Annotated in this window: 3 protein-coding genes; 2 read left to right on the top strand and 1 reads right to left on the bottom strand. The window is 70.7% G+C overall.

What is annotated here, in order from left to right; genetic code table 11:
- The coding region (locus AB0M20_RS31885; RefSeq protein WP_364304038.1) for a hypothetical protein at nucleotides 1–300 on the top strand (300 nt) is incomplete at its 5' end.
- Nucleotides 301–306: 6 nt separating this feature from the next.
- Nucleotides 307–855 (top strand): hypothetical protein, encoded by a 549-nt coding sequence (locus tag AB0M20_RS31880; protein WP_364304037.1) that lies wholly within the window; start codon nucleotides 307–309, stop codon nucleotides 853–855.
- Nucleotides 856–864: 9 nt separating this feature from the next.
- On the opposite strand, the gene AB0M20_RS31875 is transcribed toward AB0M20_RS31880, so the two are convergent.
- Nucleotides 865–3734: zinc ribbon domain-containing protein (locus AB0M20_RS31875; protein WP_364304036.1), on the bottom strand; the 2870-nt coding region annotated here is incomplete at its 5' end.

Here is a 3734-nt window from a genome sequence, read left to right as displayed (position 1 = left end):
GTGAGCCGGGTGACCGAGAACTCGCAGAGCATGACCACCGCGGCGACCGCAATGCGCGAGGTCACCACCCTGATGAGCGGCAACATGAAGGCAGACCTCGAACAGCTGGCCAAGAACGTCGTGGACTCCAGCCGGTGGCTCGCCGCGGTCGAGGGTGGCCTGTCCAAGACGAGCGGCTCGATCGCCTCCACCACGGTGGCTCTGCAAGAGGCGGCGGACCGGCTGCGAGCCATCGCTCGCGCGCCCCGTCCGCCGGCGCCACGTACCGGTCTCGTCAACCGCATCTTTGGCGGCCGGTGATCTGACGTGTTCTTCGTGCGGGCGTACCGGCGTCGTCGCCAGACCGAGCAGGACCCCGGCAACGCCGTCTTCGGCAGCATCGGCTGGCTCTTCGCCGACCTCATGTTCGCGCTGGCGATGGCGTTCTTGGTGGCCACCACCGTCGGCCAGCCGCCACGGGAGGACCCGCCGACGCCGCCACCCACGACCACACCGCCGACCCCGTCGCCGACGCCCTCCCGCGAGCCGATCCTGGAACTGAAACCGGTGGAGATCGTCGTCCGGGTCAACTGGGTGGGCCTGCTCGCCGGCGACGCGAAGGCGGAAGCCGACCTGGCCGCCGCTGTCCAGACGAGCGTGCGGCTCCAAGGACGGCACGCCGGTCTGGTGCTGACCTTCGGCGGCGCCCAGGGTGACGAGGGACGCGGCATCGCGGTCGCCAAGCGGGCCAACGACGTGCTGCGCGGCTTGGGCGCCAAGGGCTGGGTGTTCCGCGGCACGGTGTGCCGCCCGTTCCTGTCCCTGCACGAGCCACCGCAGGTCCTGAAGATCGACGTCTACCTCTTCCGGGAGTGACGCCGCCGGTCAGCGATGCTCCAAGGAGACCGCGCCGCCGTCGTCCGCCGACGCCGTGAACAGTCGGTACTGCAAGTCGCCGGACTGACGGCCCAACCGCTCGACGTGCCGCCCGGCGATCCGCATCGGCTCGAGCCGCCGCACGACCTCGCCGTCGTCGCGGCTGCGCGGCGGGCCACCCACCCGTCCGCGGAGCACGAGGGCGGGCACCCGCGCCGACTCGGCCACCTCGAGCACCAGCTCACTCTGCCGCCGGACGTCCCGCACGGAGTATTGGACGGTCAACTGTGGCCGTTCCACCAGACGACCCACGCCGGCGGTGATGAACTCGGCGTTGCCGCGACGGATCACCGTGCCGATCCGCACGTGGGTGCGGAGTTTCGAGCCGATCGGCAGGTTGCACTCACCGGACGGATCCGGCCCGTTGCGATAGACCACGAGTTGATGCGCGGCCACGGTCGGATCGTCGGGCATCGCCGCGGAGTCGTAGCCGATCGCCACCCCCGCGCTGTCCGCCGGCCAGGTCCAGCCGACCCGCATCAGCCGGCCACTGAACTCGACCGTCGGCTCGGTCACCTCCGCCGCGTTGGCGTAGTGGCGCGGCTTGCCGACATAGGCCATCCCGTCCACCACCAGTACCGGAGCGTAGGTGCAGACCTCCATGGCGCGTTCGATCCAGCGGTCGATGAGCGGTGACGGGCCGGTCAGGACATAGCCGGCCCGCTTGATGTCCGCCGGGTTGCAGCGATCGCCCTCGCGCAGGGTGCCGGCCCCCGCCTGTCGCACCACCTCGATGCGGCCGGCCCCGGGTGCGGGCCACCGCAATTGGACCCGGTGCGGGCTGAAGGAGAATTCGGAGGGTACGCCAACCGCACTCAACCTGTCGGGCGCCGCCGGTGGCCGCGTGGCGGAGATCTCGGCGACCACCCCGCGGGAGTAGCACAGACCTCCGCCCGGATCCTCGTAGCCGACCCGCACGGTGTAGCGGTACCGACTGCCCTCGTCCACATCGGTGTCGAACAGGCGGCCCGGCTCGGTCGGCCGCAACGGCACCGGATCTCCGCCGCCACCGATCCGAATCCGGGTGATCCGCACGTCCACGGCCCGCTCGGGCAACTGCCAGTCGAGCCGGATCACACCGGCGTCGGAGTTGTCCGGCGTCACAGTGGCCTCGGCGGTGACCACGACGGGCGCCGCCGCGACGACTGGGCTGTAGGTGCCGTACCGGTCGGCCAGCACGGCGTAGCGCAGGACCATGCCCGGCATGGCGGCCGCGTCGCGATCGCGCAGGCTCGTCTTCGTGGCCGGGCCGAGCCGATGCTGGGTGGGCAGCCGTTCGGCCGAGTGCGGGGCGCTCGTGCCGGTGCCTCGCATCACCAGGTAGGTGACATCACCGTCCGGCGACGGATCCCAGGTGATCAGCACACCGGCGGCCGGATCGTCGACCACCGCACGCACGCCGGTGGGCGGCGCGGGCGGGATGTCGGCCAGCTCGGACCGTGCCGCCTCCAGGTCGTCGCAGATCCGCAGCGCCTCGGAGTAGAGCTCGATCCGCCGCTCCCGGCCGACGCCGGGCTGCCGCGCTTCGCGGCAACGACGCCGCGCCTCTCGGACCGCCTTCTCCGCCTCGGCGAGCAGCAGTTCCCGGCGCGGCAGCCCGAGCGGCGCCTGGCGCAGCTGCTGCTCGGCGGCCACGAATCGTCGGGTGCGCATCAGGTCGTCGATCCGGCGGGCGATCGATTTCAGATCCTGCCGGAGCAGATCGATGCCGCCGCGGATCCGCTGCATCTCCGTCGCGATCGCGTCGGCCCGCTCGACTGGCAGCCGCCAGATCTCCTCGGCGTGACCCAGGACCAGATCGGCCCGGTGGAAGTCGTGCTCGTCGAGGGCGCGCCGGGCGTCGGCCAGGAACTCCTGCACCCGCGGCCGGTGGCCCAGCGGGAAGCCGCATCGGCAGCCGCCGTATTGCGGGTCGATCTGGCCGCACGACGGGCACGGCTCGTCGAGCTTGAACTCGCAGGTCGAACAGATGCGGCTGCCGGGCGGGTTGAGCGCCGCGCAGTACGGGCACTGGATCTGCACCGCGACACGGCTTACGGCCTCGCGGTCCGGCAGGTCGACGACCCAGAGCTTGGTCCGGAAATGCCCGACCAGCCGGTCACGAGCCATGTCGAGGTCACGGACGCCCGCCGTACGCGCGTCCTTGAGGAAGAGCTCCACCTGCTCGGCGGTGATCGCCTGCGCCGCGCCGAGGAATTTTTCGAGACGCTTCAGGAGTAGCTCCAGCGCCTGCAACTCGACGAACTGGTCGTAGCGAGCCCGGCCGTCGTCGGTGCCGAAGAGTGCCCGGCCCACGGTGGCCAGGCGATCCCAGGCCGTGACCTCCGGCCGGCTCTTGTCGATGGTGCGGTCTGCTTTTTCCCCCAGCAGCTTCACCGCCTGTTGGAGCTGTTCCAGAGGGCTGCGCTCGGTGAGGTTCTTGTCGACCTCGCGGAGGAGGACGTACAAGGTCGGCGCCTGGACCGCCTGGAGGTAGGACCGCAGGACGGTCTCATGGTTGGTATCGATGGTGGGCGTCGGGGTCGGTCGCGTCTCCACCTCGCGGATGTCCGCCCGCTCCAATCGTCCGCGAAGGCCGGCGTCGGAGGAGAGGACATCCTCATAGTCGGCCCAGAAAGCGTTGGCTTCGGGCCGTAACAGGTATCCCTTCGCCCCGGTGAGGCGAAGCGCCTGGTCCAATTCTTCGCGACGGGCGGCCAGCTCGGCGTCTCGGGTCGCCCTGGCCTTCTTCCGCTCAACTTCCCGCCCGGCCTCGGTTTCCATGACCGAGATGCTCTTCAGGAAACTCCGGTTGCGCTTCGCCTCGATGGTCTTCGGCC

This window comes from Actinoplanes sp. NPDC051633 (genome assembly GCF_040681735.1).
GTDB lineage: Bacteria > Actinomycetota > Actinomycetes > Mycobacteriales > Micromonosporaceae > Actinoplanes.
Note: the sequence above shows the minus strand (reverse complement) of the source record. Positions and strands in the feature narration are given on the sequence as shown.